Origin of the sequence: Salinicola endophyticus (assembly GCF_040536835.1) — a bacterium.
In the GTDB taxonomy this organism is placed as follows: Bacteria; Pseudomonadota; Gammaproteobacteria; order Pseudomonadales; family Halomonadaceae; genus Salinicola; species Salinicola endophyticus_A.
Genome location: NZ_CP159578.1, coordinates 840,868 through 862,842 on the forward strand (window position 1 = coordinate 840,868; position 21,975 = coordinate 862,842).

14 protein-coding genes and 5 tRNA genes are annotated in these 21,975 nt (G+C 66.0%); 16 read left to right on the top strand and 3 right to left on the bottom strand.

What is annotated here, in order from left to right; genetic code table 11:
* The first annotated feature begins 288 nt into the window (after positions 1–288).
* Positions 289–1,584: an outer membrane protein transport protein gene (locus ABV408_RS04010; protein ID WP_353981174.1), complete on the top strand. Its 1,296-nt coding sequence runs from the start codon at positions 289–291 to the stop codon at positions 1,582–1,584.
* Positions 1,585–1,734: 150 nt separating this feature from the next.
* Here the strand turns inward: ABV408_RS04010 and ABV408_RS04015 are convergent, their stop codons facing one another.
* Positions 1,735–5,700 (bottom strand): NahK/ErcS family hybrid sensor histidine kinase/response regulator, encoded by a 3,966-nt coding sequence (locus ABV408_RS04015; protein WP_353981175.1) that lies wholly within the window; start codon positions 5,698–5,700, stop codon positions 1,735–1,737.
* 444 nt (positions 5,701–6,144) lie between these two features.
* Here ABV408_RS04015 and ABV408_RS04020 point away from each other — a divergent pair, with 444 nt between their 5' ends.
* From ABV408_RS04020 to ttcA, 4 genes are all read left to right on the top strand, one after another.
* A complete protein-coding gene (locus ABV408_RS04020; protein WP_353981176.1) occupies positions 6,145–6,402 on the top strand; it encodes a DUF4212 domain-containing protein in 258 nt (85 codons plus the stop codon).
* A gap of 48 nt (positions 6,403–6,450) precedes the next feature.
* Positions 6,451–8,235, top strand: coding sequence for a sodium:solute symporter family protein (locus ABV408_RS04025; protein WP_353981177.1), 1,785 nt, complete (start codon positions 6,451–6,453; stop codon positions 8,233–8,235).
* 110 nt (positions 8,236–8,345) lie between these two features.
* Positions 8,346–8,567, top strand: coding sequence for a hypothetical protein (locus tag ABV408_RS04030; protein ID WP_353981178.1), 222 nt, complete (start codon positions 8,346–8,348; stop codon positions 8,565–8,567).
* A 285-nt stretch (positions 8,568–8,852) separates the two neighbouring features.
* Positions 8,853–9,755, top strand: coding sequence for a tRNA 2-thiocytidine(32) synthetase TtcA (gene ttcA, locus ABV408_RS04035; RefSeq protein ID WP_035475387.1), 903 nt, complete (start codon positions 8,853–8,855; stop codon positions 9,753–9,755).
* A gap of 37 nt (positions 9,756–9,792) precedes the next feature.
* Here the strand turns inward: ttcA and hpxO are convergent, their stop codons facing one another.
* Positions 9,793–10,965: an FAD-dependent urate hydroxylase HpxO gene (hpxO, locus tag ABV408_RS04040; protein ID WP_353981179.1), complete on the bottom strand. Its 1,173-nt coding sequence runs from the start codon at positions 10,963–10,965 to the stop codon at positions 9,793–9,795.
* 312 nt (positions 10,966–11,277) lie between these two features.
* Here hpxO and ABV408_RS04045 point away from each other — a divergent pair, with 312 nt between their 5' ends.
* The 11 genes from ABV408_RS04045 to ABV408_RS04095 all read left to right on the top strand — a co-directional run bounded on the left by ABV408_RS04045 (position 11,278) and on the right by ABV408_RS04095 (position 21,587).
* Positions 11,278–12,015 (top strand): alpha/beta family hydrolase, encoded by a 738-nt coding sequence (locus ABV408_RS04045; protein ID WP_353981180.1) that lies wholly within the window; start codon positions 11,278–11,280, stop codon positions 12,013–12,015.
* 64 nt (positions 12,016–12,079) lie between these two features.
* A tRNA-Val gene (locus tag ABV408_RS04050) sits at positions 12,080–12,155 on the top strand.
* A gap of 42 nt (positions 12,156–12,197) precedes the next feature.
* Positions 12,198–12,274: transfer RNA gene (locus ABV408_RS04055), tRNA-Asp, on the top strand.
* Positions 12,275–12,377: 103 nt separating this feature from the next.
* Positions 12,378–12,454: transfer RNA gene (locus tag ABV408_RS04060), tRNA-Asp, on the top strand.
* Between the two features lie 30 nt (positions 12,455–12,484).
* Positions 12,485–12,561 (top strand) — tRNA-Val (locus ABV408_RS04065).
* Positions 12,562–12,592: 31 nt separating this feature from the next.
* Positions 12,593–12,669 (top strand) — tRNA-Asp (locus ABV408_RS04070).
* A gap of 363 nt (positions 12,670–13,032) precedes the next feature.
* Positions 13,033–15,045 (top strand): NADPH-dependent 2,4-dienoyl-CoA reductase, encoded by a 2,013-nt coding sequence (locus tag ABV408_RS04075; protein ID WP_353981181.1) that lies wholly within the window; start codon positions 13,033–13,035, stop codon positions 15,043–15,045.
* Positions 15,046–15,298: 253 nt separating this feature from the next.
* Positions 15,299–16,354, top strand: a complete 1,056-nt coding sequence (locus tag ABV408_RS04080; protein WP_353981182.1) for a low specificity L-threonine aldolase — start codon at positions 15,299–15,301, stop codon at positions 16,352–16,354.
* Positions 16,355–16,681: 327 nt separating this feature from the next.
* Positions 16,682–18,604: a PrkA family serine protein kinase gene (locus ABV408_RS04085; RefSeq protein ID WP_353981183.1), complete on the top strand. Its 1,923-nt coding sequence runs from the start codon at positions 16,682–16,684 to the stop codon at positions 18,602–18,604.
* A gap of 114 nt (positions 18,605–18,718) precedes the next feature.
* Positions 18,719–20,002, top strand: a complete 1,284-nt coding sequence (locus ABV408_RS04090; RefSeq protein WP_353981184.1) for a YeaH/YhbH family protein — start codon at positions 18,719–18,721, stop codon at positions 20,000–20,002.
* Positions 20,003–20,030: 28 nt separating this feature from the next.
* Positions 20,031–21,587 (top strand): SpoVR family protein, encoded by a 1,557-nt coding sequence (locus ABV408_RS04095; protein WP_353981185.1) that lies wholly within the window; start codon positions 20,031–20,033, stop codon positions 21,585–21,587.
* A 47-nt stretch (positions 21,588–21,634) separates the two neighbouring features.
* On the opposite strand, the gene ABV408_RS04100 is transcribed toward ABV408_RS04095, so the two are convergent.
* A complete protein-coding gene (locus tag ABV408_RS04100) occupies positions 21,635–21,931 on the bottom strand; it encodes a high-potential iron-sulfur protein (RefSeq protein WP_353981186.1) in 297 nt (98 codons plus the stop codon).
* Positions 21,932–21,975: the final 44 nt, after the last annotated feature.

Genomic DNA, 21,975 nt, shown 5'->3' on the forward strand with positions numbered 1-21,975 from the left:
AACACATAGGTCAAGGCGATGCCCTATCACCGGAGCGTGGCGCTGGCAAGCTGGTTAGGGGGGGCATTGAGTGCCAATGGCAGCTAAAGCGACATAGCGATTCGTATTACGACTAAAGAGAAGTCAAAAATGCGATTGAAACGACCGTTTGCGCATTGACGCTGATGCGGCGCTGAGTGAAAAAGGGATGGGAAAACTAATAGCCGAGGCGATAGCGAGATCGCGCCTGCGGAGACGATCGCCAGACGCGCAAGCGCAAGGGCGACCACTGGGAGAGGGGAACGAGCTATGTCTTTTCGCTACAACCGTTTGTCGCTGGCCATCGCGCTGGTGAGTGCCGCTGCCTCCAGCCAGGCCATGGCCGGGTCCTTTCAACTCCAGGAGCAGAGCGTCAGTGGCCAGGGTACCTCCTGGGCTGGACGCTCCTCCAACGTTCAGGACGGTTCCATCGTCTTCGGCAACCCGGCGGGCATGTCGTTCCTCGACCGTGCTCAGGTCACCGCGGGTACCCACTACATCGACGCCAGCTCGGACATCAGCAACGACAGCGGCACCCAGCCGACAGTCGCTGGTGTGGTCGGTACCCAGGGCAGTACCGACGGCGACATGATTCCGCACAAGGCGGTGCCGTTCGGCTATTACGTGCAGCCGATCAACGACCGCTGGAGCTTCGGTCTCGGCGTCTATGCGCCATTCGGCCTGGTCACCGACTACGGCGACGACTTCAAGGGGCGCTACTTCGGCAACTACAGCGACCTGGAGGTCATCACCGCCCAGCCCACGCTGTCGTACCGCTTCAACGACAAGTTCGCCGTCGGCTTCGGCGTGACCTACAACCACATCAAGGGCGAGCTGGAGAGCAAGACCCCCAATCCGCTCAACCCGGCCGCCGCCGGTGACGGCACCGTCAACGTCAAGGGTAACGATGACGCCTGGGGCTACAACATCGGTCTGATCTACCGCCCGGTGGAGTCCACCACCCTGGGTCTCACCTACCGCTCCAAGGTCGACTACCACCTCACCGGTGACGTCGATGCCTCCAATGTCTTCGGCGGCGTGGGTGGGAGCGGCCCGATCTTCCTCAACGCCAGCGGCGACGGCTCGCTCGATATCACTCTGCCCGAGACCATCGACTTCTCGGTCACTCACCAGCTCGACGACCGCTGGACGGTGATGGCCGGGGCGACCTATATCCGCTGGAGTCGCTTCGACCAGTTGGTGGTCGACAACGATCTGGGGCTGCCGATCGATGAGCAGCAGGACTACCGCGACACCTGGCAGTACGCCGCCGGTCTCTCCTACAAGGTCAATCCGGCCTGGACCCTGCGCGGCGGTATCGCCTATGACCAGTCGCCGGTCAAGGATGCCCACCGCAGCCCGCGCGTGCCCACAGCGGACCGCAATCTGGTCTCGATCGGTGCCGGCTGGACCCCGATCCCCGACCTGACCATCGATGCCGCCTACAGCTACATCTGGGAAGATCGCGCCGACGTCGATTTGCAGGATGCCAACGGCACCTCCTATCAGGCCGATTACGACAACTCGCTCAATCTGTTCGGGGTGCAGGCAACCTACCGCTTCTAAGCCTGCGCATTGCCGTCGCGCTCGCCGGCCCCGGGCACTTGGCCCCGGGCCGGCGAACCGGTATACCAACGGGGCATTCACCCACAGCTTGCCAATCTGCATCGACGCGCCGCTCTCTGCGGCGCGTCGTCGTTTCAGCCTGCGCTTGGCTCAGGGGCTCTCGTCACCCGCCGCGCGGGTCGCCCGCGAGGCCTGCAGTGTGCGCGTGAGCAGGGCGCGCAGGGCGGCCGGGCGCACCGGCTTGAGCAGTAGCTGATAGCCGCCGCGCTTGATCTCGTCGGCGACCTCCTCGGTGCGATCGGCGGTGATCACGATCCCCGGCACGCTCTGTTCGCACAGCTCCTCCAGCGCCTCCAGCGCCATCACCCCGGTCACTTCGTTGTCGAGGTGGTAGTCGGCGAGGATGGCGTCGGGGTCGCCGCCCATGTTGCGGATCGCCGACTTGGCGCCGCCGATGGAGGTGGCGGTGAAGACTTCGCACTCCCAGCCTTCGAGCATGGCCTTCATGCCTTCGAGGATCAGGCGCTCGTTGTCGATGCACAGGATGCGCGTGCCGCCGAGCTTGTTACCGCTGCGCCGCGGGGCGCTCTCCTCTGGCTTGGGGCTGCCGCGGCGGCCGGCCACCAGCGGTACCGAGACCGAGAACACGGTGCCGGCGGCAACCTTGGAGCGGACTTGGATCGGGTGGTCGAGCACCCGGCTCATGCGCTCGGCGATGGAGAGGCCGAGCCCCAGGCCGCGCTCGCTCTCCTTGTGGCGTGAGGCCTGATCGAGGCGCCGGAACTCCTGAAAGATCTCGCTGAGCTTGGAGTCGGGGATACCCGGCCCGGTGTCCCAGACCTCGATCACCACCCGGTCGTGGCGCCGGCGGCAGCCCAGCAGCACCCGCCCCTGCTGGGTATAGCGCAGGGCATTGGAGAGGAAGTTCTGGACGATGCGCCGCAGCATCTGGGCGTCGCTGTCGACCCACAGGCTGGTGGCGACCATGTCCAGGTCGAGGCCGCGGTCGTCGGCCATCACCTCGAACTCAGCGCGCAGTGGACGCAGGATGTCGGCCAGCGGGAACTGGCTCCGGCGCGGGGTCAGCGCGCCGGCATCGAGCTTGGAGATGTCGAGCAGGGTGCCCAGCAGCTCCTCGGCGGCCTGCAGCGAGTTGTCGATATGGCCGATGGTACGGCGGTGATCGCCATCCGCCACCTGCTGGCCCAGCGCCGAGGTGAACAGCCGGGCGGCGTTGAGCGGCTGCAGCAGGTCGTGGCTGGCGGCGGCGAGGAAACGGGTCTTGGAGGCGTTGGCATCCTCGGCGGTCTGCTTGGCCTGACGCAGCGCCTGCTCCGCTTCGGCGCGTACCCGGTTCTCCTGGCGCAGAGCGGCGTTGGCCTTGGATAGCGCCTGGGTTCGCTCGCGCACGCGCTCTTCGAGATTCTCGTTGGTCTCGCGCAGGGCGATCTCGGCGAGGCGGCGCTCGGTGATGTCCTGGTAGAGCGCGAAGAAGCCGAGGATGCGCCCGCCCTCGCCGAAGTGGGGCGTATAGGTCACCAGCATATAGCGCACGCCGCCGTCGCCGTCGTCCAGCGAGATCTCGAAATTGACCCGTTCGCCGTCCAGGGCGCGGCGCATCCAGGGGCCGCGCTGGCGCGCCGCGGCCGCCGGCATGACGTTCTGCACGCGCTCGCCGATCACCGCGTTGCGGTCGATGCCCATCGCCGCCTCGTAGGCGCGGTTGGTGAAGAGGTAGCGGCAGTCGGTGTCGAAGTAGGCGATCAGCGCCGGCACGTTGTCGGTGTAGATACGGATGTTGCTCTCGGAGCGGATCAGCGCCTCTTCGGTGCGCTTCTGCTGGGTGATGTCCTGGTAGGTGTAGACGAAGCCGCCGCCCGGCATGGGATTGCCGAGCACCTCGAGCACGCTGCCGTCGGGGCGGTAGCGCTCGTAGCGGTGGGGCTGGCCGCTTCTGATGTTCTCGATCAGCTGCTCGACATGCTCCTCCGGGTCACCGGGGCCGTACTCGCCGTTGTGGGCGTTGTAGCGGAACACCTTCTCCATCGGCGTGCCGACACGAATCAGGTTGTCGGGGAAGCGGAAGATCTCCAGGTAGCGCTGGTTCCACACCACCAGGTTGAGGTTCTGGTCGACCACCCCGATGCCCTGGTTGATGTTCTCGATGGTCGCCTGCAGCAGGGCGCGGTTGAACTCCAGCACCTGCGACGCCTCGTCGACGATCGAGATCACGTCCGAGATTCCGATGCCGCGCCCCTGCAGCGCCGAGTTGACCACGATGCGCGCCGACGAGGCGCCGAGCACCGAAGCCAGCAGGCGTTCGGTGAACTGGATCACGTCGATCGAAGCGCGGGCGTTGTTCTCCAGCGGCTTGGCGTTGCGCCGGCCGTAGTCGTCGAAGGCGCGCTCGACCTGGGACTGGCCCAGGAAACGCTCGCACAGCACCTTGAGGTCGCCCACCGTGGTGGCCCCGGTCCAGGGGCGGTTGACCGTGGTCTGGCGGGTCTCGATGCTGTCGACGAACAGCGATGCCTGAATGCGCTCGACCACCCGCTGCGGCGTCAGTTGGGAGATGAAGATATAGAAAAAGAGGTTGAAGCCGAGCGACAGCATCACCCCGTGGGCGAAGCTGTCGGTGACGTTGAGCCCGAACAGATGCAGTGGCGACAGCCAGGCCACGCCCAGTGGCCCGCCGGCCAGCCACGCCTCCGGCAGCAGGCCGGCACGAATCAGCGCCGGCATCAGCAGGGTGTAGGCCCAGATCGCAAAGCCCACGTTGAGCCCGGTGACCACGCCGAGACGGTTGCCGCGCTTCCAGTAGAGCCCGCCGAGCACCGCCGGGGCGAACTGGGCGGCAGCGGAGAGCGAGAGCAGGCCGGTGGCGGCCAGCGAGCTGTACTCCGCCACCAGCTGATAGAACAGATAGGCCAGCGCCAGGATGGCGACGATGGTGATACGCCGTGCCAGCAGCACCAGGCGCCCGTAGTCGCGTGACTTCTCCTCGAACCAGCGCAGGCGGAAGAGTGCCGGCAGCACGATCTCGTTGGAGATCATGATCGCATTGGCCACCGCCGCCATGATTACCATGCCGGTGGCCGCCGAGAGCCCGCCGACGAAGGTGAGCATCGCCAGCCACGGCTGATCGGCGACGATCGGCAGCGCCAGCACGTAGCTGTCGGGAGCCAGATCATCGCCGGGGAACAGCGACAGGCCGGCCGCCGCCAGCGGCAGCACGAACAGCCCGATCAGCACCAGATAGAGCGGGAACAGCCAGCGCGCGCGCTTGGCGTCGTCGGTATTGGTGTTCTCGACCACGGTGATATGGAACTGGCGTGGCAGACAGAACACCGCCAGCATCGCCAGCAGGGTCTGGGTCCAGAAGCTGGTGTCGAAATTCTGCTCGGTGAGCTGCTGCTGCAGCTGCAGATAGGTGTCGGCGCGGCCGAGCAGGTCTCCGAGGCCGTCGAACATGCCCCAGGTGACGTAGGCCCCGAGCACCAGGAACACCACCAGCTTGACCACCGACTCGAAGGCGATCGCCTGGATCAGGCCCTCGTGGTGTTCGGTGGCGTTGGTGTCGCGGGTGCCGAACAGAATCGCGAAGGCCGCCATCACGATGGCGATATAGAAGGCGGTGTCGTCGACGATCGGCGCCTTGACCGAGTGGCCGTCGCTGGTCATCACGCGGAAGGCGGTGGAGACCGCCTTGAGCTGCAGCGCAATGTAGGGCAGCGTGCCGACCAGCGCGATCAGACTGGCGAAGGCGGCCAACGACTGCGACTTGCCGTAGCGCGAGGCGATGAAGTCGGCGATCGAGGTGACGTTCTGGCGTTTGGCCACGCGGATCATCTTGGTGATCACCGGCCAGAACAGCAGGAAGGTGAGCACCGGGCCGATGAACACGCTGGCGAACGACCAGCCCGAGGTGGCGGCCTGGCCGACGCTGCCGTAGAAGGTCCAGGAGGTACAGTAGACCGCCAGCGCCAGGCTGTAGACGATCGGCCGCCGGCTGGCCGGGCCGTGGCGCCGGGCGTGGCGGTCGCCGCGCCAGGCAATGGCGAACAGCGTGGCCACGTAGAGCAGTGCCACGACGATCAGTAAGCCGCCTTCGAACATGTGTTTCCCCACTTGCGCCGGGCGCCTCCGCGCCCGTGTGATTCTTTTCGAGTTACCCCCCGCCATGATCGCCTGCCGCGGCGCGTCTAGCCAGCGTAGCGCTGCAGGGCGGCTAGTGTGACAGAGGTGAGCGCCGGCTGCGCCTCGGACGCTCATGCTTTGGCCTGATAGACCAAGGTTCAATGTCTGAACGAATATTCCAAGCGACTGATATTAAAGAAGAAGGCGCGAGTGCACCGAGCTGCGTGTCAGCCCTCGACTAAAGTCAGCCTGCCCCTGCAAGCCTCCTCTGACATAGGCTGCACTCGTGTCGCCGGACCCGACAAACCGTTGATTTTCGAGCGCTAAGCAGCGCGCCCGACGATCGGCACGGGGGCGGGCAGGACGCACCCGTGTGCGCCCGGTAGGCGGGGGGCGCTTTCGAGCAGCGAGAGGGGGAATCTCATGAAGGGAAAGAGCCGGCAGGACTACTGGAAGGCCAACGTACGCTTGATCGCGACGCTGTTGGTGGTCTGGTTCATCGTCTCCTATGGCTTCGGCGTGCTGCTGGTCGAGCCGCTCAATGCCATCCACTTTTTCGGTTTCAAGCTCGGCTTCTGGTTCGCCCAGCAGGGCGCGATCTACGCCTTCCTGGTGCTGATCGTGGTCTACGCCTGGGCGATGAACCGGCTCGACCGGGAGTACGACGTCGAAGAGCAGTAACTGGACATCTATCGCAACCGACAATAACCAACACACAGGACAGGCCTGATGGATATTCAACTACTGACCTATCTCTTCGTGGGGGGCTCCTTCGTCCTCTACATCGCTATCGCGATCGCCTCGCGGGTGGGCTCCACCAAGGAGTTCTACGTCGCCGGTGGCGGCGTTTCGCCGATCGCCAACGGCGCGGCCACCGCGGCCGACTGGATGTCGGCGGCGTCGTTCATCTCGATGGCGGGGATCATCGCCTACTCGGGCTATGACGCCTCGGTCTACCTGATGGGCTGGACCGGCGGCTACGTGCTGCTGGCGATGCTTCTGGCGCCTTATTTGCGCAAGTTCGGCAAGTTCACGGTGCCGGACTTCATCGGTGACCGCTACTACTCCAACGTGGCGCGCACGGTGGCGGTGATCTGCGTCATCTTCGTCTCGTTCACCTACGTGGCGGGACAGATGCGCGGTACCGGGATCGTCTTCGCCCGCTTCCTCGAGGTCGACGTCGACATCGGCGTGGCGATCGGCATGGTGATCGTGTTCTTCTACGCCGTGCTCGGCGGCATGAAGGGCATCACCTACACCCAGGTCGCGCAGTACTGCGTGCTGATCTTCGCCTTCACCGTGCCGGCGATCTTTCTGTCGATCATGATGACCGGGCATATCCTGCCGCAGACCGGCTTCGGTGCCACGCTGCTCGACGCCGCCGGCAACGACACCGGGGTCTTCCTGCTCACGCGGCTCGATCAGCTGGTGACCGAGCTCGGCTTCAGCGCCTACACCTCGGGCACCAAGTCGACCATCGATGTCTTTTTCATCACCGCGGCGCTGATGTGCGGCACCGCCGGTCTGCCTCACGTGATCGTGCGCTTCTTCACCGTGCCGCGGGTACGCGATGCCCGGGTCAGTGCCGGCTGGGCGCTGTTCTTCATCGCCATCCTCTACACCAGCGCGCCGGCGGTGGGGGCCTTCGCCCGAGTCAACCTGATCGATACGGTCGACAACACCGCCTACGAATCGCTGCCGCAGTGGTTCCGCAACTGGGAGAACTCGGGGCTGATCGCGTGGACCGACAAGAACGCCGACGGTGAGGTGCAGATGTCCGCCGGCGACCCGTTCAAGGGTGCCCCGGTCTATACCGGCGAGCGCGGCAGCCACGGCGAGCGGTTGTTGAGCAACGCCCCCACCGACAACCCCGGTGAGGTCTACATCGACCGCGACATCATCGTGCTGGCCAACCCCGAGATCGGCAATCTGCCGGCGTGGGTAGTGGCGCTGGTCGCCGCCGGGGGCGTGGCGGCGGCGCTGTCGACCGCAGCCGGGCTGCTGCTGGTGATCTCGTCGGCGATCTCCCACGACCTGCTCAAGAAACAGCTCAAGCCGGACATCTCCGAGAAGGGGGAGCTGCTGGCGGCACGTATCGCCGCGGCGGTGGCGATCGTGATCGCCGGCTACTTCGGCATCAATCCGCCGGGATTCGTCGCTCAGGTGGTGGCATTCGCCTTCGGACTGGCGGCGTCGAGCTTCTTCCCGGTGATCCTGATGGGCATCTTCTACAAGCGCATGAACAAGGAAGGGGCGATCGCCGGGATGCTGGTGGGGCTGATCTTCACCTTCAGCTACATCGTCTACTTCAAGTTCGTGGCACCGGAGATGAACACCCCCGAGCACTGGTGGTTCGGCGTCTCACCGGAGGGGATCGGTACGCTGGGCATGATCTTCAACTTCGTGGTGTCGCTGGTGGTGTGCCGCTTCACCGCACCGCCGCCGGCGGAGATCCAGCAGATCGTCGAGGAGATCCGCGTTCCCCGCGGTGCCGGCGCCGCGGTCGACCACTGAACCGAGGCTTGCTCACACACCGCCCCGGCGCGCCGGGGCGGTGTCTTGCGTCGAGATGGCCGACGGCGACGATATTCACCATAGGATACGAATAACGTGAGGAAACAGTGATGAACTGGATGGAGCATGGCCTGTTGCTGCTCGGGCTGCTGGTCGTGAGTGTGAGCTATCTGCGCTATGTGCGGCGCACACGTGATCTGCGTGGCGTGCTGCTGTTCTGGCAGCGGCGGATGGTGCTCACGCCGACCGAGTTCAAGCTGCAGCGCGCAGGTATCGCGGTGCTGTTCGTGGGGGTGACGGTGCGTTATCTGGGTGTGATGCACGTGATCTGAGGAAACGCTGAATAAATCGCCGGACGAGATGAAGGGCAAGGCGCCCGGAACGCAGAAAGCGAGACATAACATGGGGTTAGGCGAGCTTCCGAGTACCGCGTAACGCAGCCATTCGCTCGTGCAGGCATTTATGCAGTGATTCCCTGATCGTCGCCACGCCAGCGCTTCGCCGCCGCCCGGGGCGGTGTTAGCATAGGCGCCCCACGACCCCACGAATGACACCCGCGTCCAGCGGCGACCGGCGGCCCTCGCCGTGTCGCGGGCAGCGGCGCGAAAGAGCGAAGCATGCAACGAGCCAGCGATCCCCTCGATAGCCGGCAGGCAGAGACTGCCGAGGCCGATGCGTCTGCCAAGGCCAGACGCGAATTCAACAAGCTGCAGAAACGCCTGCGCCGCCAGGTCGGCAATGCGATCATCGACTACGGCATGATCCATGAAGGCGACAAGGTGATGGTGTGCCTGTCCGGCGGCAAGGACTCCTACACCATGCTGGAGATCCTGCTCAACCTGCAGCGCAACGCCCCGGTGGCGTTCGAGCTGGTGGCGGTCAATCTCGACCAGAAGCAGCCGGGCTTCCCCGAGCACGTGCTGCCCGAGTATCTCGCCACCAAGGATGTCGCCTACCATATCCTCGAGCGTGACACCTACTCGGTGGTGAAGGAGAAGACCCCGGAGGGCAAGACCACCTGCGCGCTCTGTTCGCGTCTACGCCGGGGCTCGCTCTACGGCTTCGCCGAGGAGATCGGCGCGACCAAGATCGCCCTCGGCCATCACCGCGAGGACATCCTCGAGACGCTGTTCCTCAACATGTTCTACGGTGGCACGCTCAAGTCGATGCCGCCCAAGCTGCTCTCCGACGACGGCAAGAACATCGTCATTCGCCCGCTGGCCTACTGCCGCGAAGCGGATATCGCCGAGTATGCGCGGCTGATGGACTTCCCGATCATCCCCTGCAACCTGTGCGGCTCGCAGCCCAACCTGCAGCGCCAGGTGGTCAAGGAGATGCTGGCGGAGTGGGAGGCCAAGCATCCGGGGCGCCTGGAGACGATGTTCAAGGCGGTGACCAATGTCGCACCCTCACAGCTGGCCGACCGCGAACTGTTCGACTTTGCCGGGCTCGAGGCGCGTCAGCGCCAGCGTCAGGAGACGCGGATCGACGCGCTCGACCTGCTCTCCCGCGAGGCCTGAGCGCGACACTTTTCAGACAGTGCCTATCAGACGGTGCCTAGCCGAGTGGCCCGCCGAGGATCGTCTTGCGCATCCCCCCCATGATATGGCGGCCGTCCTCGGCGGCGAGTTCGGCATACCAGGCTCGGGTAGCGGCGGGGTCGGCGCCGTGGGTGGTCTCGGCCCGCTGGCGCGCGCGGCTGACGATCTCGCCCACCCGCGACACCCTGGCGGCGTCGTAGCGTTCGAGCGCTGCGTCGATGGCGTGGTCGCTGGCCTCTAGCGCCTCGGCCAGCACCCAGGCGTCCTCCATCGCCTGGCAGCCGCCCTGACCCAGATCCGGGGCCATACCGTGGGCGGCGTCGCCGAGTATCGCTACGCGCGGGGCGACCAGTGTCTCCAGCGGCTCGATGTCGTGGATCTCCACCCGCGCCATGGCGGCGGGGTCGATGCGGGCGATCAGGTGCTGCACCGGCGGCGCCCAGCCGGTGAAGTGGTGCGCCAGCTCGTCGCGGTAGCGGGCGGGATCGTTGTCGCTGCCGGCGGGCAGCGGGACATCGAAGAAGCAGTAGAACTCCGGGTTCGCCGGATCGCCGCTCATCGGCATCAGCGAGACCCGCTGGTGATCGCCGACGTACTGTACCCAGTCGTTCAGTGGGGCCAGATCCTCGCTGGCGGGCACGCGCACGTTCCAGTTGACGTAGCCGCAGTAGCGTCGTGGCACCGGCCGGCCCAGCGCCTGTTCGCGCAGTCGCGAATGGGTGCCGTCGGCGATCACCAGCAGGTCCGCGTGGCGCTCGCTGCCGTCGTCGAAGTGGGCGGTGACGCCGGCATCGTCCTGGCGATAGCCGGTGCAGGCGGTGCCCAGGGTGACGGCCTGGGTGCCCACCGCATCGAGCAGCAACTGCTGCAGCGCGGCGCGTGCCACCGGGCAGGCGCGCTGGCCGACCTCGGCATACAGCGGCGCCAGGCTGAAGTCGGTGAGCCTGGCGCCGTCGCGGGTGTAATAGCTCATGCGCTGCATGTCGCCGCTGACCTGCTCCAGCGCCTCGCCTACGCCGAGCGCCTTGAGGATCTTGACCCCGTTGGACCACACCGAGATGGCAGCGCCCACCGGACGCAGCTCGGCGACCCGGTCGACCACGGCCACCCGATGGCCGCGGCGAGCTAGCGCCAGCGCGGCCGTCAGCCCGCCCATGCCGGCACCGATCACCAGAACGTTCAAGCTCATGGGGTATCCTCGCAAGCGTATTGTCGTGTCGTGGGGATCGTCGGCGAGCGGGGGCATGGCGCCGCCGCTCAAGGTGCCTGACCGATCGAACAGGTTTTTGTCATCCTACGCAGAAACGAGGCCCCAGGGGAATGCCTGGTAGCGTCCACCAGGCCGTTCTGGAACAGTCTCGCCAGATTCGAGGCGAGCGACGGCCACCGCCCAGGGGGCGCTGCGAAGAGGGCGGCGAAGCACCGATACCCGGGCAAGCGAATGCGGGACAACGAAGTCGGGCAAGCGAAGTGGGGAAGGGGAAAGTGAGGAGGAGGGAAGATGCGGACCCAGGCAGATGACGTGCCGGTACCCGATGACGAAGATCGCCGGCGGATCGCCAGCGCGCTGGCGCACGGCGACGACACGCTGCACGAGACCGCGCTCGGTGGTGTGCGCGTGTGCGGGCCGGCGCAGGCGCCGCGGCTGCTGCTGAGCCACGGCGCCGGGGCAGGGCACGACTCGCCCTTCCTGAGCCGTCTGCGCCACGCTCTGGCCGCAGGCGGCGTACAGGTGATTGCGGTGGAGTTCGCCTACATGGCGCGCATGCGCCGTGAGGGCCGCCGCCGGCCGCCGCCGCGGGTCGAGGGGCTGGTGGCGGAACTGAGCGCCTGGCGCCGGGCCATCGACGCGGACGGCCTGGCGCCGGCGTGGCTGGGCGGCAAATCGATGGGCGGGCGGGTGGCCAGCCTGCTGGCAGCGCGCGAGCCGACGCCCGGGTTGGTGCTGTGCGGCTACCCCTTTCATCCGCCGGGCAAGCCGGAGCGTCTGCGCCTCGACCACTGGCCCGACCTCGCGTGTCCGCTGCTGTTGCTGCAGGGGACGCGGGATGCGTTCGGGACCCGCACCGAGGTCGAAGGCTATACGCTGCCGGCGCAACTCGAGTGCCATTTTCTCGACGGTGGTGACCACGACTGGCAGCCCCCGAAGCGTCTCGGCGTGAGCCAGGCGGCACTGATCGACACCGCTGCAGCCCTGATCTGCCGGCGCCTCGCGCAAGTCAATCGACACCAAGGATAAAACGTTGCGGAAAAGCGGTTGACTTTCAACCGGCTACCGGTAGAATGCAGCGCCACGTGACCACGGGTGGTTAGCTCAGCTGGGAGAGCACCAGCCTTACAAGCTGGGGGTCACAGGTTCGAACCCTGTACCACCCACCATCGCGCAAGCGCTGGACCGTGGATCACGTGATTGGAAACTGGGGACCGGTAGTTCAGTCGGTTAGAATGCCGGCCTGTCACGCCGGAGGTCGCGGGTTCGAGTCCCGTCCGGTCCGCCATTTCCACCGATGTTCGGGGAGCAGAAGTTTTCCGGGTATCATTTGCAAGTCGCGTAGTGGGTATCAGGTAGGTGTTTCACGACTCAGACCCGATGCTTCGAGTGGACCGGTAGTTCAGTTGGTTAGAATGCCGGCCTGTCACGCCGGAGGTCGCGGGTTCGAGTCCCGTCCGGTCCGCCACACTTCGTGCTGCGCAGCGTCAGACGTTTTGGGTGGTTAGCTCAGCCGGTTAGAGCACCAGCCTCACATGCTGGGGGTCACAGGTTCGAGTCCTGTACCACCCACCATCGTCTCAGGATGATGGTCACCGATATATGCGGACCGGTAGTTCAGTTGGTTAGAATGCCGGCCTGTCACGCCGGAGGTCGCGGGTTCGAGTCCCGTCCGGTCCGCCATCGACGTCTCGACAATGTGTTTAGTCAGTGCCCAGTACCAGCAGCGCCCAAACGGCCGCTGTGAGCGAACCAACCAGCCTTAGAGCTGGTTTTTTCGTCTCTGGCCTTTGCTTCTGGCACCGCCGCGCGCTCTGCGTCCCTCCTTGTCTCTACTCACGCTGCGTTGTTTTCCGCTGACGCTGCCCTGTTTTTTGTCCCCTGGTGCCTGTCAGAGGCGTCGTTCGCAGCGGCAGACCCGGGGCCGCCGATATGCCCGCCTGCGACGATGCCGCTTTGGTGGAATGGTCGCCGCCGTGGATTGGGTTACACTGGCGTTCATACGTGCGTTTGAAAACAGCCGCATACCGCTGCGTGGAGCCGACCGTGACCGCTTATCCGAATCTCTTTCGCCCGCTGCGCGTGGGCTCGCTGACCCTGCGCAATCGGGTCGTGATGGGCTCGATGCATACCAATCTCGAGGAGGCGCCCGGCGGCTTCGAACGCCTGGCGGCCTTCTACGCCGAGCGGGCGCGCCGCGGGGTCGGGCTGATCGTGACCGGGGGGATTGCGCCCAACGCCGAAGGCGCGGTCTTCGCCCATGCCGCCAAGCTGAGCGAGGAGGCCGAGTGCGAGGCGCACCGCCAGGTGGTAGCGGCGGTGCACGCCGAAGAGACGCCGATCTGCCTGCAGATCCTGCATGCCGGGCGCTACGCCTATTCGCCGGCGCTGGTTGCGCCCTCCGCCATCGCTGCGCCGATCAATCGTTTCACGCCCCACGCGCTGAGCGATGCCGAGGTACACCAGCAGATCGCGGATTTCGTGCGCTGCGCCGAGCTGGCCCAGCGTGCCGGCTACGACGGCGTCGAGGTGATGGGCTCGGAAGGCTATCTGATCAACCAGTTCCTGTGCGCGCGCAGCAATCAGCGCGATGACGACTGGGGCGGCGACGCGACTCGGCGCCAGCGTTTCGCGCTGGAGATCGTGCGCGGCATTCGCCGCCGCTGCGGGGCGGACTTCGTGCTGATCTTCCGCTTGTCGATGATCGATCTGGTCGAGGAGGGCAGTACCCAGTCCGAGATCGTGGCCCTGGCCACGGCGCTGGAGGCGGCCGGGGTGGATGCACTGGACTGCGGTATCGGCTGGCACGAGGCGCGGGTGCCGACCATCGTCACCAGCGTGCCGCGGGCGGCGTTCGTCGGCGTCTCGCAAGCGGTGCGCGCGGCCGTCGGCATCCCCACCCTGGCCACCAACCGCATCAACATGCCGGCGGTGGCCGAGCGTGTGCTGGCCGAGGGGCACGCCGATCTGGTCTCGCTGGCGCGCCCCTTCCTGGCCGATCCGGGCTGGGTCGAGAAGGCTGCCGAAGGGCGTGACGACGAGATCAACACCTGCATCGCCTGCAACCAGGCCTGCCTCGATCACACCTTCCAGGGCAAGCTGACCAGCTGTCTGGTCAATCCGCGCGCTTGTCACGAGACCGAGCTGGTACTCGAGCCGACCGCCGCGCCCAAGCAGATCGCCGTGGTCGGCGCCGGGCCGGCGGGGCTGGCCACGGCCATTGCCTGCGCCGAGCGTGGCCACCGGGTCACCCTGTTCGAGCGCGAGCCGGAGATCGGCGGGCAGTTCCGCTACGCTCGGCGTATTCCCGGCAAGGAGGAGTTCGCCGAGACGCTGCGCTACTTCGAACGCCAGCTGGTGCGCTGGGGCGTCGATCTGCGTCTCGACCAGCAGGTCGATGCCCAGCAGCTGCTGGCCTTCGACGAGGTGGTCCTGGCCACCGGGGTCAAACCGCGGGAGCTGGCGCTGGAGGGCGCCGACCACCCCAGCGTGGTGCCCTATCCGCTGGCGATCCTGCACCCTGAACGGGTCGGGCGGCGGGTGGCGATCATCGGTGCCGGCGGGATCGGCTTCGATGTCGCCGAGCTGCTCTCCCACGTCGGGCAGCCAGCGCTGGATAGGGACGCATGGTGCGACGAGTGGGGGGTGGATCTCGAGGTGAGTGCGCCGGGCGGGCTCAAGCCGCGGCAGACGCCGCCGGCCCCGCGTCAGATCACGCTGCTGCAGCGCAAGGCCGGCAAGCCGGGGGCGGGGCTGGGCGCGACCACCGGCTGGGTGCACCGGGCAGCGCTCAAGGCGCGCGGGGTGGAGAGCTGGGCCGAGTGTGATTATGTGCGTATCGACGATGCCGGCCTGCATCTGCGTGTGGCGGGCGAGCCGCGGCTGCTCGAGGTCGACAGCGTGGTGGTGTGCGCCGGGCAGGAGTCGGAGCTTGCGCTGCTCGACGATCTCACCCGCGCTGGCATCGGCACCCACCGGATCGGTGGGGCCGACGTCGCCGCCGAGATCGACGCCAAGCGTGCGATCGATCAGGGGACGCGGCTGGCCGCACGCCTCTGAGAGGGAGCAAGGCACCGCCGTTCCACGCACCGCTAGCCCCGCTGGGCCTGCCGCCGGTGGGCAGTCGGCGGCGTCCCGGGTGGTTGGCTTCCGCCGTCGCCGACAGGTGTTAGACTGCTGAGGTTGAGGAAGCGCAAGCCGCGACGATGGCGATCCTGTCGTCGCGGCTTGCGCTTCGCGTGATTCAGGCGTTCATGCCTGGCCTCCGCACGAGCCTCGCTCGCGGGGGAGGGATCGTACAAGGACCCGCCCAATGACCTCTGACTGTACTCCTCGCTTTCTGGCGAGCGACAATACCTCCGGCATCTGCCCGGAAGCCCTCGACTATCTGATCCAGGCCAACGCCAGTGACGATCTCGCCTACGGCAACGACGTCTGGACCCACCGCGCCGCCGACCGCTTTCGCGAGCTGTTCGACTACGACTGCGACGTCTTCTTCGTGTTCAACGGCACGGCCGCCAACTCGCTGACCCTGGCCGCCCTCGGTCAGAGCTATCACAGCGTGATCTGCCACGAGCTGGCGCACATCGAGACCGACGAGTGCGGCGGCCCGGAGTTCTTCTCCAACGGTTCCAAACTGCTCACCTGCCCGGGCGAAGAGGGCAAGCTTACCCCCGAGGGGATCGAGCGCCTGGTGGTGCGCCGCAGCGATATCCACTACCCCAAGCCGCGGGTGGTCTCGATCACCCAGGCCACCGAGGTGGGCACCGTCTATTCGCGCGAGGAGCTGCTGGCGATCCGCACCATGGCCGACAAGTACGATCTGCGCGTGCATATGGACGGCGCGCGTTTCGCCAACGCCTGCAGTGCCCTGGACGCCACGCCGGCGGAGCTCACCTGGCAGGTCGGGGTGGACGTGCTGTGCTTCTCCGGGACCAAGAACGGGCTGCCGCTGGGCGAGGCGATCCTGTTCTTCAACAAGGGTCTGGCCGAGGATTTCGCCTATCGCTGCAAGCAGGCCGGCCAGCTCGCCTCCAAGATGCGCTTCATCGCCGCCCCTTGGCTGGGGCTGCTGGAGACCGGCGCCTGGCGGCGCAATGCCGAGCACGCCAACGCCATGGCGCGCTACCTCGCCGAGGGGCTGGCGGCGCTGCCCGGCGTCCGGCCGATGTTCCCGACCCAGGCCAACAGCGTCTTCGTCAGCCTGCCGGCACCGGTGATCGAGGCGTTGCGGGCCAAGGGCTGGACCTTCTACACCTTCATCGGCGCCGGTGGGGCGCGTTTCGTCTGCTCGTGGAACACCACCACCGAGCTGCTCGACGATCTGCTCACCGACGCCCGTGCGGCGCTGGACCACGCCGCCCGCTGACCCGCCGCGGGGCTTCCCGCTATCGCCGCAGGCGCTTTTCGGGCCGCCGGCAACGCCTTCCGTTCGCGCCAGATGTGTGATTTCTCAGCGGTTTCAAACGCTTGCCCCGACTTTGGTCGGGGCCTTGGTTTTTTCCGCGCAAATTGCCGTGCATCGAACCCTGATCGTGGTAGCGTGTTCTAAAGCGAGCTTGTCGACGCTGCGTCGCTATGACTCGACCATTGGGTCTACCCGGCGCTCCGTGCATCTGTCTATGCTGATAGTCAGCTAGCCCGGCTGACAGGGTGAGTGCCCTGAGCGGTTGGGGGTAACGACCAGGAGGCTTCCATGAGTATCTTCGATCACGTCCAGAGCCGTTACGAGCGGGTTCAGAAGGAAGAGATGAGCCTTGAGGAGTATCTCGAACTGTGTCGAAAGGAGCCCAGTGTCTACGCCAGCGCCGCCGAACGCCTGCTTTCCGCCATCGGTGAACCGCAGACCATCGATACGGCCAAGGACCCCCGCCTGTCGCGGATCTTCTCCAACAAGGTGATCCGCCGTTACCCCGCCTTCGCCGAGTTCTACGGCATGGAGGAGGCGATCGAGCAGATCGTCGCCTACTTCCGCCATGCCGCCCAGGGGCTCGAGGAGCGCAAGCAGATCCTCTACCTGCTGGGCCCGGTAGGTGGCGGCAAGTCGTCGCTGGCCGAGCGCCTGAAGCTTTTGATGGAGCGCGTGCCGTTCTACGCGATCAAGGACTCGCCGGTCTACGAATCACCACTGGGGCTGTTCTCGCCGGAGGAGGATGGCGAGCTGCTCTCCCAGGAGTACGGTATCCCCACGCGTCACCTGCACGGCCCGATGTCGCCGTGGGCGGCCAAGCGGCTCAAGGAGTTCGGCGGCGACCTGTCGAAGTTCCGCGTGGTCAAGCTCTACCCGTCGCGGCTCAACCAGATTGCGCTGTCCAAGACCGAGCCCGGTGACGAGAACAACCAGGACATCTCCTCGCTGGTGGGCAAGGTCGATATCCGCCAGCTCGAGCTCTACTCCCAGGACGACCCCGACGCCTACAGCTTCTCCGGTGGCCTGTGCCGGGCCAACCAGGGGCTGATGGAGTTCGTCGAGATGTTCAAGGCGCCGATCAAGGTGCTGCACCCGCTGCTGACTGCGACCCAGGAGGGCAACTACAACCCCACCGAGGGCATGGGGGCGATTCCCTTCGACGGCATCATCATGGCTCACTCCAACGAGAGCGAGTGGCAGCAGTTCCGCAACAACCGCAACAACGAGGCGTTCCTCGACCGCGTCTATATCGTCAAGGTGCCTTACTGCCTGCGGGTCTCCGAAGAGATCAAGATCTATCAGAAGCTGCTCGAGCACTCCTCGCTCGACGCCGCGCCCTGTGCCCCCGACACCCTGCGCATGCTGGCGCAGTTCTCGGTGCTCTCGCGGCTCAAGGAGCCGGAGAACTCGAGCATCTACTCCAAGATGCGTATCTACGACGGCGAGAATCTCAAGGATACCGATCCCAAGGCCAAGTCGATCCAGGAGTACCGCGACGCCGCCGGGGTCGACGAGGGCATGACCGGGCTCTCCACCCGCTTCGCTTTCAAGATTCTTTCCAAGGTGTTCAACTTCGACACCCAGGAGATCGCCGCCAACCCGGTGCATCTGCTATACGTGCTGGAGCAGGCGCTGGAGCGCGAGCAGCTGCCCAAGGAGACCCATGAGCGCTATCTGCGCTTCATCAAGGAGTACCTGGCGCCGCGCTACGTCGACTTCATCGGCAAGGAGATCCAGACCGCCTATCTGGAGTCCTACACCGAGTACGGCCAGAACATCTTCGACCGCTACGTCACCTACGCCGACTTCTGGATCCAGGATCAGGAGTACCGCGATCCGGAAACCGGCGAGCTGTTCGATCGTCAGGCACTCAACGAGGACCTGGAGAAGATCGAGAAGCCGGCGGGGATCTCCAATCCCAAGGATTTCCGCCACGAGGTGGTCAACTTCGTGCTGCGGGCGCGGGCCCACAACAACGGCATGAACCCCAACTGGCAGTCCTACGAGAAGCTCAAGGGGGTGATCGAGCACAAGATGTTCGCCAACACCGAGGAGCTCCTGCCGGTGATCTCGTTCAACGCCAAGGCCTCGGCCTCCGACCAGCGCAAGCACGAGGATTTCGTCGACCGCATGGTCACGCGGGGCTATACCGAGAAGCAGGTGCGGCTGCTCTCCGAGTGGTATCTGCGCGTGCGCAAGTCGCAGTAGGTCGACCGCGGCAGACGCCGAGGTCAGCGGGCGCGCGGGGCGGGTCGCCGCGCGCCTTACGGGCGGCGGCCGGCCACCGCGGGCCGCCGCCGCAGCCAGTCTGCGGGAGGTGCCATGAGCTATTTCATCGACCGGCGGCCCAATGCGCGCAACAAGAGCGCGGTCAACCGCCAGCGGTTTCTCAAGCGCTACCGGGCGCACATCAAGCGCGCGGTGGAGGAGTCGGTCAACCGGCGCTCGATCACCGACATGGAGCGCGGCGAGAAGGTCTCGATCCCCTCACGCGATATCTCCGAACCCTCGTTCCAGCACGGCCCCGGGGGCCGGCGTACCATCGTCAGCCCCGGCAACAAGCAGTTCGCCGAGGGCGATCGCCTGCGTCGGCCGAGCGGCGGTGCTGGCGGTGGCGGTAGCGGTGAGGGCCAGGCCTCGAACCAGGGCGAGGGGGTCGACGAGTTCGTGTTCACCCTGTCGCGGGAGGAGTTTCTCGACTTCGTCTTCGACGGTCTGGCACTGCCGCATCTCGAGCGCAAGCAGCTGCGCGTGCTCGAGGAGACGCGCCCGGTGCGCGCGGGTATCTCACGGGAAGGGGTACCGGCGCGAATCAACATCGTGCGCTCGATGCGCGAGGCCCAGGCCCGGCGCATCGGCATGCGCGCACCGCTGAAACGCGCCCTGCGCGAGGCCCAGGAGGCGCTGGCGGAGGAGGAGCGTCAGGACCCGGTGCTGCGCAATCCGGCGCGGATCGACGAGCTCAAGTCGGAGATCGAGCGGCTCGAGAAGCGCATCTCATCGATCCCGTTTCTCGATACCTATGATCTGCGCTACAACCACCTCACCCGCCAGCCGATGCCCTCCAATCAGGCGGTGATGTTCTGCGTGATGGACGTCTCCGGCTCGATGACTCAGGCGCACAAGGACATCGGCAAGCGCTTCTTCCTGCTGCTCTATCTGTTCCTCGAGCGCAATTACGAGAAGGTCGAGCTGGTCTTCGTGCGCCACCACACCGTGGCCAAGGAGGTCGACGAGGAGGAGTTCTTCTACTCGCGCGAGACCGGCGGCACCATCGTCTCCAGCGCCCTGACCCTGGTCGATCGCATCATCGAGGCGCGCTACTCGCCGGAGCAGTGGAACCTCTATGTCGCCCAGGCCAGCGACGGCGACAACTGGGACGACGACTCCGCGACCTGCCTCAAGCTGCTCGACGAGTCGCTGATGGCCAAGCTGCAGTATTTCACCTACGTCGAGATCACGCCCCACGCCCATCAGGCGCTGTGGGACGCCTACGCCACGATCAAGACAGCCTATCCCGAGCGCTTCGCGATGGAGCAGATCGTGCAGGCGGAGGACATCTATCCGGTCTTCCGCGAACTCTTCCGTCAGCGTACCGAAAGCTGAGGTCGGTATGGCCACCGAGGAGACATCGATGACGCGACGCAAGCCCATTGCCACCGGTTCGGACTGGAACTTCGAGACCCTCGAGCGCTACGAGCAGGCGATCGCCGAGCTGGCGCGGGAGTACCGTCTCGACACCTACCCCAATCAGATCGAGATCATCACCTCCGAGCAGATGATGGACGCCTACGCCAGCGTGGGCATGCCCGTGGGCTATCACCACTGGTCGTTCGGCAAGCAGTTCCTGTCGGTGGAGCAGGCCTATCGGCGCGGTCAGATGGGGCTGGCCTACGAGCTGGTGATCAACTCCGACCCCTGCATCGCCTATCTGATGGAGGAGAACTCGCTGATGATGCAGGTGCTGGTGATCGCCCACGCCTGCTACGGCCACAACTCCTTCTTCAAGGGCAACTACCTGTTCCAGACCTGGACCGATGCCTCGGCGATCGTCGACTACCTGGTGTTCGCGCGCAAGTACGTGGCCCAGTGCGAGGAGCGCCACGGGGTCGAGGCGGTGGAGCAGCTGCTCGACGCCTGCCACGCGCTGCAGAACTACGGGGTCGACCGCTACAAGCGCCCGTCGCCGATCTCCGCCGAGGCCGAGGCGCGGCGTCAGGAGGAGCGCGAGGCTTACCTGCAGACCCAGGTCAACACCCTGTGGAGCACCATCCCGGAGCGCGCCGCGCCGCTCGCCGACCACCTCTTGCCGGACAGCGAGAACGATCCGCTCGGCCTGCATCGCCATGGCCGCTACCCCAGCGAGCCGCAGGAGAACCTGCTCTACTTCCTGGAAAAGAATGCTCCGCTGCTCGAACCGTGGCAGCGCGAGATCGTGCGCATCGTGCGCAAGCTCGCCCAGTACTTCTATCCCCAGCGCCAGACCCAGGTGATGAACGAGGGCTGGGCCACCTTCTGGCACTACACGCTGATGAACCGGCTCTACGACGACGGCCTGATCGACGAGGGGCTGATGCTCGAGTTCTTGCAGTCGCATACCTCGGTGGTCAGCCAGCCGGACTACGACAGCCCCTATTTCGGTGGGATCAACCCCTACGCTCTGGGGTTCGCCATGTTCAGCGACATCCAGCGCATCTGCCAGGCGCCGACCCACGAGGATCGCGAGTGGTTCCCCGATATCGCCGGCAGCGATTGGCTCGATACGCTGCACTTCGCCATGCACAACTTCAAGGACGAGTCGTTCATCCAGCAGTTCCTGTCGCCCAAGGTGATCCGCGATCTCAAGCTTTTCAGCCTGGTCGACGACGACCGCGACGACAGCCTGCAGATCGAGGCGATCCACGATGATCGCGGCTATCGCCGGATTCGCGAAGCGCTCAGCGTGCAGTACGCGCTCTCGGCGCGGGAGCCCAATATCCAGGTGTGGGAGGCGGATATTCGCGGTGACCGCTCGCTGACCCTGCGCCACGTGCAGGATCGGCGCCGGCCGCTGGGGCAGAGCCTGTTCCCGGTGCTGCGCCATCTGCATCAGCTATGGGGTTTTCCGGTCAAACTGGAGTCGATCGAGAACGGCGATACGGTGCGCCGCTACCAGTGGCCGATCCCCGAGAGCGGGCGCGAGTCGGCGTGAAGCCCCCGGCGCCCATCATCAGCGGGTGTGGAAATAAGTGCTTGGGGTTATTCCGAGGTCCAGCTCATACACCAGCCGTCGGGAGAGACGCGGTGCTCGGGGAACAGCGCGCAGCGCTGGCCGGCGCTGAAGAAGTCACAGTTGGCGCAGCGCCGCCCGGCGCGGTAGGCGGGGTCGTCCTGCGCGGCGCTGGCCTGCTCGACGTAGCGCACCGCCCGCGCCTGCCTGGCGGCGGGGTCGAGCAGCGGGGCTGACTGAGCCCAGGCGCGCCAGCCGGGCGCCAGCAGCAGGCCGGCGGAGAGCGCGGCGCCACGGCACAGAAAACGGCGGCGATCGATGGACATGCTGAGGCTCCTCGGCGTGGGTGTGGGCGCTATGCTTTGTACGA